At 76.3% G+C, this 8245-nt stretch carries 5 protein-coding genes; all 5 read right to left on the reverse strand.

The genetic code is table 11. The annotated features are described in order from the left end of the window. Nucleotides 1-95: 95 nt before the first annotated feature. Entirely contained in the window at nt 96-2537 is a 2442-nt protein-coding gene (locus HOY81_RS22385) for a glycoside hydrolase family 65 protein (RefSeq protein ID WP_237322346.1), read from the reverse strand. Between the two features lie 213 nt (nt 2538-2750). Next, nucleotides 2751-3377 (reverse strand): hypothetical protein, encoded by a 627-nt coding sequence (locus tag HOY81_RS22390; RefSeq protein WP_237322348.1) that lies wholly within the window; start codon nt 3375-3377, stop codon nt 2751-2753. 170 nt (nt 3378-3547) lie between these two features. Then, on the reverse strand, nt 3548-4975 hold the full coding sequence (locus HOY81_RS22395; protein WP_237322351.1) for an NADH-quinone oxidoreductase subunit N: 1428 nt from the start codon (nt 4973-4975) through the stop codon (nt 3548-3550). 5 nt (nt 4976-4980) lie between these two features. Beyond that, the gene (locus HOY81_RS22400; protein WP_237322352.1) at nt 4981-6462 is read right to left on the reverse strand and encodes a NuoM family protein; all 1482 of its coding nucleotides are present in this window, start codon (nt 6460-6462) and stop codon (nt 4981-4983) included. Nucleotide 6463: 1 nt separating this feature from the next. Next, on the reverse strand, nt 6464-8245 hold a 1782-nt coding region (locus HOY81_RS22405), incomplete at its 5' end, for a proton-conducting transporter membrane subunit (protein ID WP_237322353.1).

Consider the following 8245-nt stretch of genomic DNA (forward strand, 5'->3'; position numbering starts at 1 on the left):
GCGTCCCGCCCGCCGTTCCCCGCCGGGCAGGGGCCACAGGTCCCGGCCGGGGGCCGACCGGGCCCCCGCCCCGCCGGCGGCGGGCCCGGGCGCCGTCAGGTGTCGGGCAGATCCATGATGTAGGCGCCTCCGGGCGGGACGGCGACGGTCCGGCCACCCAGCTCCAGCCGCACCGGGGCCTGCGAGGACACGGGGACGCCGATGTGCAGCCGCCCGCCCTCCAGCCGCAGCCGGATGCCCCAGTGGCCCCGGTAGCGCACGGAGAGGTCGAACTCGGAGAGCTGCGGCAGCGGTGCCGGGTCGAGCCGCAGCGTGTCCCCTTCGGCGTCCAGTCCGGTGAGGCCGCGCTGCACCAGGTCGAGAGTGCCGGCCATGGCGCCCAGATGAATGCCCTCGGGGGTGGTGCCGCCCTGCACGTCCGCGACGTCCCCGAGCAGCGCCTCCCGGCAGTACTCCCAGCTCTCCGCGCGGTGGGTGCGCGCCAGGATCCAGCCGTGCACCAGACTGCTGAGGGTGGACCCGTGGCTGGTCCGGCGCAGGTGATACTCGACGGTGGCCCGCCAGATGTCCTCGTCGAACGGGTAGCCGAGCCGGTGGAGGAGCGCCGCGAGGCGCCCGGCGGGGAAGAGATAGCCCAGCATCAGCGCGTCCGCCTGCTTGGACGCCTGGTACCGGTTGACGGTGTCGCCCTCGGCCTCCAGGATCCGGTCCAGTCGCCGGATGTCGCCGTACCGCGCGCGGTACCCCGCCCAGTCGAGCTCCGCCAGGTCGCCGTAGCCCTCGAACTGGCTGATGACGCCGTGGTGCCAGGGCACGTGGAGCCTCCGGGAGAGCTCCTCCCACCGCTCCGGCTCGTCCGGGGCGAGGGCCAGGTGGTCGGCCAGCTCCTCGCGGCGCTGCGCGGGCAGGTCGCCGTACAGCTCCAGGGCGCGGCCCAGTACCCAGGCTGCCGTGACGTTGGTGTAGGCGTTGTCGTCCACGCCCGGCCGCTCGGCGTCCGGGTAGGCGTCGTGGTACTCGTCCGGCCCGACCACCCCGCGGATCCGCCAGCGGCGCAGGTCCCCGTCCCACTCCGCGGAGTCCGCCCAGAACCGGGCGACCTGCAGCAGCATCTCGGCGCCCGCCCCGTGCAGGAACTCCAGGTCGCCGGTGACCTGCGCATACGTCCACACGTTGTACGCCACCGCGGAGCCGACGTGGTGCTGGAGCCGGCTGTGGTCCGGCAGCCAGTGGCCGGACCGCGGGTTGAGGTGCAGCGTCTGGGTCTCCTCGCGCCCGTCGCTGCCGCTCTGCCAGGGGTAGCGCGCTCCGCGCCGCCCGAGGTCGGCCGCCGCCAGCCGGGCCCGGTCCAGCCGCCGGTGCCGGTAGCCGAGCAGGGCCCGGGAGACCTCGGGGAAGTGCAGGTTCAGATAGGGCAGCACGAACAGCTCGTCCCAGAAGACATGGCCGCGGTACGCCTCCCCGTGCAGCCCGCGTGCGGGGACCCCGGCGTCGAGCTGGGCGGTGTGCGGGGAGACGGTCTGCAGGACGTGGAAGAGGTGCAGCCGCAGGATCGCCCCGGCCTCGCCGGGCACCTCCAGTTCGGCGCGCTCCCACAGGTGCTGCCAGGCGTCCCGGTGGGCCGCCAGCAGCCTGCCGAAGTCCGCCGCCCGGCGGGCCCGGTCGACCGCCGCGTGCAGCGGGTCGCTGATGGCGGCGTCGTGCGACGTGTGCAGGGCGACGGTCTTGTCCACCGCCACCGTGGCACCGTCCGTCAGGGGCACCCGCAGCCACTGGACCGCGGCCCGCTCGCCGCTCCGGCTCCGCGGCACCACGGACCGCGCCCCGGGCACCCGGGTGCGGGCCGCCAGCGACACGCGCACCGCGGAGTGGGAGGTGCGGCAGTCCAGCCACAGCACGCTCCGCCGGGCCGTACCGGTGCGCCAGGAGGTCAGGTGCCGCGAGTCGAGCAGGCGGTACCGGGCCACGCCGGAGTTGCGCACGTCGCCGTCCAGGCCGGACTCGACCTCCAGCTCGCCGCCGAACCCCTCGGCGGTGAACTCGGTGCGCAGCGCGGCGAGGTGCGGGTCGTCCATGGAGACCAGGCGGGTCTGGGTCACCCGCAGCACCCGCCCTTCGGGGTCGGCCAGCCGCATCCGCCGCACCAGGGTGCCCGCGTGCAGGTCGAGGGTCTGCCGGTAGGAGAGGACCCGGGCGGTGTCCGGGGTCAGCCACGGCCCCGGCGGGGTTCCGGCTCCGGCGTCCCAGGCCGTGAGGCGGAAGCGCAGCGGGAGCCAGTTCGGCAGGTTGACCATGTCCTCGTTCTCGACGGTGTGCCCGTCGACGTGCGAGGTCAGCCGGTTGTAGACGCCCGCGGCGTAGGTGCCCGGGTAGTGCACGCCGTCGGTCTCCGCTGCCTCCGGCGCCGCGCCGCGGGTCGCGAACACGCCGTTCCCCAGCGTGCACAGCGCCTCCCGCAGCCGTTCCTGCGCCGGGTCGTAGCCCTCGTACGCCCAGGTCCAGCGGCCCGCCTCGCCCGGACCGGCCGGGGCGCTCACCCGCGGACCCCCGCGGCACCGGGGGCCCGCGGTCCCCGGGGGGACCACGGGCGGGCGGCCGGTCCCGGCCCGGTGAGCTTGCCGCCGGTGTCGGACACCGGCGCGTCACGGCCTTGCACAGGGGCGTTTCCGGGCACGGAACGGGGCATCGGGCTCACTCCTCTCCGCCGCCCTGGGAGGCGACACCCGTGCCGTCCACGGGCCGACCTCCGCTCAGCGCAGCCAGCGGTTCCGGGCGACGAAACCGGTCCGCGCCCAGACGCGGCCGAGTCCCCAGGTGTCGCCGGCCGCGGCCAGGGCCAGCACGATCAGCACGGCCGCGTAGATCACGTGGTACTCCACCAGCGGGTTGGTGGACATGCTCGGGGAGCCGTCCGACAGGCTCCGGGCCGGCGGCCACTCGGCGATCCACATCAGCCCCATCATGACCGTACCCGCGACGGCCGCCGGACGCAGCGCGACGCCGCCGAGCAGGGCGAGGCCGATCCCCAGCAGGCCCAGCATGAACAGCCAGTCCGCCCACGCGGCACCGGCCCACGAGTGCAGGGTGGACTCCATGGGCCCGGCGGCCACGCCGCTCAGGAACCCCTCGGTGGGCGACCCGCCGGCGGTCCACGCACGGTCGGACGGGGTGGCGTAACTCCAGCCGAGGGCCTTGTCGAGGAAGGCCCACAGGAAGACGAACGCCGTCAGGAGACGTAGGGCGGCGAGACCGCGAGCGGTGGCGCCGGCGGTGGTGACGTCCGGGGCCTCGGTGGCGGCCGCGGACGGCCGTGCCGTGCCGCGCCGCAGCGCGGGGAGGCGGAACCGGTGATCTTCGGAACCTGCGTGGACAGCCATGTGCTCATCCCCTCCGGGCCGCCTCTGGCAGGCCCCGCTGTGTGGAAGTGGCCCCACTCTGCCGCTCCGTGACCGTGTGGTGACAGGACCGACCGGCCCGGGAGGCGGGGCCGGAGGTCCCTGTCCGGACGCCGCGCGGCCGGGGAGCCGGGGTACACGGGTGCGGCGCCTCAGCGGACCAGGGAGGCGGGGAGGGTGGCGAGCACCGGGCCCGCGGCCGCGCCGAGCGCCAGGGTCGCCGCCGCCGCGGCGACCGCCGTCCCGCGTGCCCACGGTTCGACCGGTGTCCCCGCCGCCTGCGGCGGGTCCTCCGTCCGGGAGCCCGGCGCCACCGCCACGGCCGGGGCGATCCAGCGCAGGTAGTAGAAGAGGCTGGCCACCGTGTTCACCGCGGCCACCACCGCCAGCCAGGCGAGCCCGCCGCTCCAGGTGGCGGAGAAGACGGTCAGCTTGCCCACGAACACCGCCGTCGGCGGCGTCCCGACCAGGCCGAGCAGGCACACCACCAGCGCCGCCGCCGTCCAGGGCCGGCCGCGCCCCAGCCCCGCGTACGCCTCCAGCGAGTCCAGCCGGGGGAGGGCGGCGGCCACCGCGAAGGCGCCGAGGTTGGTCACCGCGTAGGCGGCGAGGTAGAAGGAGAGCGCGGGCAGCGCGTCCCCCCGGCCCGCCACGGCCACGGCCATCAGCAGATAGCCGACCTGGCTCACCGTGGAGTACCCCAGCAGCCGCAGCGGGTTCCGCTGGGCGAAGGCGGCGAGATTGCCCAGCGTCATGCTCAGCGTCGCCAGCACGGCCACCAGCAGCCGCCAGTCGACCCGCGCGTCGGGGATCACCGTGAGCACGCGGTAGACCGCGAGCAGCGCGCCGATCTTCGGCACCGTGGTGAGGAAGGCGGCGGCCGGCACGGTGGCGCCGGTCGCGGCGTCCGGCACCCAGAAGTGCGCGGGCACCGCACCGGCCTTGAAGAGCAGCCCCGCCAGCAACGCCACCGTACCGGCCGCCAGTGCCGCCTCCGGTGCCCCGGCGAGCCCCGTGTGCAGCGCGTCGTACCGGGTGGCCCCGGCGAGCCCGTAGAGCACCGCGACGCCCAGCAGCATCGCGACGCCCAGGAGCACCCCCAGCAGATAGAGCTTGAGCGCGGCCTCCGCCCCGCGGGCGTCGCGGCCCCAGCCGGCCAGCCCGTAGAGCGGGATCGTGGCCAGCAGATAGGCCACCGCGAGCACCAGCAGGTCGGAAGCGCCCGCGAGTAGCACGGCGCCGAGCGACGCGAGCAGCACCAGCACCGCGAACTCGCTCTCCCGCCGGTCGCCCCGCACCCGGCCCACCGACAGCAGCAGCACCAGCAGTGCGGCGGCCGGCACCACGATCCGGGCGGCGGCGGTCGCCCCGTCCAGCGCGAAGGTGCCCGCATAGACCGTACGGTCCTCCCCGGCCGCCGTCGCGGCCCCGGCCGCCGCCGCGCCGAGGAGCGCCGCGGCGGCCGGCAGCCGGGCCACCCACTGCCGGTGCCGCGGGACGAAGGAACCGGTGAAGAGGGTGGCCACCGCGCCCAGCAGCAGCAGGATCTCCGGAGTGAGGGCGAGCGGGTCCTTGTGCATGCCGCTCACCGGGATACCAGCTCGACGACCCGGCGGGCGGCCGGCTCCACGGTGTCCAGCAGCATCCGCGGGAAGATCCCGAGCGCCAGCGAGGCGGCGAGCAGCGGCGCCACCGACCAGGTCTCGGCGGGCCGGAGGTCGGTGACGGTCGAGGGCCCGCGGACCGGCCCGAGGAAGAGCCGGTGCAGCGCCCAGAGGAAGAGGCCCGCCGTGACGAGGATGCCGAGCAGCGCGACGGCGGTGGCGGCCGGTTCCGGCCCCAGACTGCCGGCGAAGATCTGGAACTCGGCGAGGAAGCCGCTGAAGCCCGGCAGCCCGAGGCTGGCGAAGGCGGCGATCGCGGTGAGCGCGGCGAACCGCGGCGCGGGCTGCGCCAGCCCGCCCCAGGCGTCCATCGCGTAGCTGCGCCCGCGGTCCCAGAGCACGCCCGAGAGCAGGAACAGCGCACCGGTGAGCAGGCCGTGACTGACCATCTGCACCACCGCGCCGGAGACCGCCACGGAGCGGGCCTGCGCGTCGGCGCCCGCCACCGTCCCGGCGGCGCCGAGCGCCAGCAGCACGTACCCCATGTGGTTGACGCTGGTGTAGGCGACCATGCGTTTGAAGCTGGTCTGCGCGAGGGCCACCAGGGCGCCGTAGAGCGCCGAGACCACCCCGGCGACGACGAACACGAGGGCGTACTCCCGCCAGGCGTCCGGCAGCATCGGCATGGCGATCCGCACGAAGCCGTAGGTGCCCATCTTCAGCAGCACCGCCGCCAGCACGGCGGAGCCGGCGGCCGGCGCGTCGGTGTGCGCCGGCGGCAGCCAGGTGTGGAACGGGACCACGGGTGTCTTCACCGCCAGCCCCACCGCCAGGGCCAGCAGCACCAGCGGCCCCAGCACGCCCTCGTCCCGCAACGGCGGGTCGCGGGTGAGCGCCACCATGTCGAAGGTGTGCGGTGAGGAGGCGGCGAACAGCCCGATGAAGCCGAGCAGCAGCGCCAGCGAGCCGACGAAGGTGTAGAGGAAGAACTTCAGCGCCGACCGGGCGGCCGGGCCGTGCCCCCAGCCGGCGATCACGAAGTACATGCCGACCAGCGACACGTCGAAGAAGACGAAGAAGAGGATGAGGTCCAGCGCGGCGAACAGCCCAAGACAGGTGGTCTCCAGGGCGAGGAAGAGTGCCGCGAACCGCCGCAGGTCGCGCTGCCCGTGCAGCCCGTGGACGGCGCAGGCGAGGAAGACGGCCGCGGTCATGGCCAGCAGTGGCAGCGACAGCCCGTCCACGCCGATGTGGTAGCCGGAGCCGGCCCCGGGGATCCAGGGCAGGTCCGTCTCGTGGCCCACACCCGGCCCGTCGTACGTCCCCCACAGCGCCACCACCAGCGCCAGCTCGGCCGCCGACACCGCGACCCAGACCCGGCCGGCCACGGATTCCGGCAGCCGGCGCAGCGACAGCAGGACGAGCGCGGCGGCGAGCGGGGCGAAAACGGTCAGCGAGAGCATGTCACCTCAGCAGCAGAAGCAGGAGCAGGGCCGCGGCGCAGGCCAGCAGCACCACGGCCTGGGCGTAGTAGTGGTGGAGCTGCCCGGTCTGCGGGCGGCGGGCCAGGGCCCCCAGGCGCCGCGTCCCCGCGGCGACGCCGCGCACCAGCCCGTCGACCCCGGTACGGTCCACCGCGGCCGCCCGGGAGGCCAGCCGGCGCACGGCGCCGGGGGCCGCGTCCACCGCGCGGTCCAGCACGGCGTCGTCGAAGCGCGCCAGCGAGCGGGCCAGCGCCAGCGTGGGGCGGACCAGGACGGCGCGGGCGGCGGCCTCCAGGCCCAGCCACTCCCGGGCCCAGCCGGGCTCCCGGAAGCGGGGGGCGGCCCAGGCGGCCGCGGCGGCCAGCACCAGGGCGAGGGCGCCCGAGTACACCAGAGCGGTGACCTTGACCGGCGGCTCGCCCGGCACCCCGACGCTCTCCGCGAACCAGCCGGACAGCGGGGGAAGCGCCAGCACCACCAGCCCGGCCCCGGCCACCGCGAGCACCGCCGGCGGGACCGTCTCCAGCAGCCGGGTCCCGCGGGATGCCGGCCGTCCGTCCCCGGCCGGCGCGGGCCGCACGGGGCGGCGCAGCACCATGCCGGCGGTGCGGCCCGCGTACACCGCGGAGAGCAGCGACGCGGCGAGGGCCACCGCGTGGAGGGCCGTGGAGCCGGTCGCGGCCAGCACCTCGTCCTTCGTCGCCCACAGGGAGAACGGCGGTACGCCCGCCAGCGTCACGGCTCCGGCGACGAACGGCACGCCCATCGCCGGGCGCCGCCGGGCGGCGCCGCGCAGCGCGTCGAGCTGCTGCGTCCCGTACACGGCCAGCCAGTGGCCGGCGACCAGGAAGAGCAGCGCCTTCACCGCCGCGTGGGCGACGAAATGCGCGGTGCCGCCCGCCACCGCGCCGGCGCCCGCGCCGAGCACCACGAAACCGAGCTGGGCGCTGGTGGAGGCGGCCAGCGTCTGCTTGAGGTCGGTCAGCCCCACGGCGACGGCGCCCAGCAGCAGCGCGGTCACCGCGCCCGCCCAGGCCGCGACCTCCGGGGCCCAGCCGGTGGCGGTGAGCAGTGGTCGCATGCGCAGCAGCAGATAGCCGCCCATGGCGACCATCGCCGCCGAGTGCAGCAGCGCGCTGACCGGGCTCGGGCCGAGCATGGCCCGGGAGAGCCAGAAGGAGAACGGCAACTGGGCCGCCTTGCCCAGCGCCGCCGCCAGCACCCCGGCGGCCGCCAGGTCCCGCCACGGGTCCGGCAGCCGCGCCAGGGCGTCCAGGGAGAGCGCGGGCCCGCCGCCCGCGGCGCCGGCGAGCGCCGCCCCGGCCGCGAGATAGAGCCCGAGGTCGCCGGTGCGGGTGGTCAGGAAGGCCGTGCCGCCCGCCGTGACCGGGGCGTCCTCCCGCCAGCGGAAAGCGATCAGCGCGTACGAGGCGGCTCCCATCACCTCCCAGGCCAGCAGCAGCGCCGGGAGCGTGGTGGCGGTCGCGGTGACCAGCACCGCCGCCAGGAAGAGCAGCATCAGGCCGAAGAACCGCGGCCGCTCGTCCCGTACGGTCGCCGCCGCGACGGCCAGCACCAGCGCCCCGGCCGCCGCGACCGTCACCACCACGGGGGCCGCGAGGCCGTCCACCGCCAGCGCCAGCGGACCGCCCGGCAGGAACGGGGCGCGCACGGCCGGCCGCCCGGCCGCCACGGCCGGCCGGCGCCGCGGCGGCCCGCATGACGGGCGCCCCGCACCCGCCCGCCGCCTCCGCCGGGGACT

Source organism: Streptomyces sp. JJ36 (assembly GCF_021696945.1).
Taxonomy (GTDB): domain Bacteria; phylum Actinomycetota; class Actinomycetes; order Streptomycetales; family Streptomycetaceae; genus Streptomyces.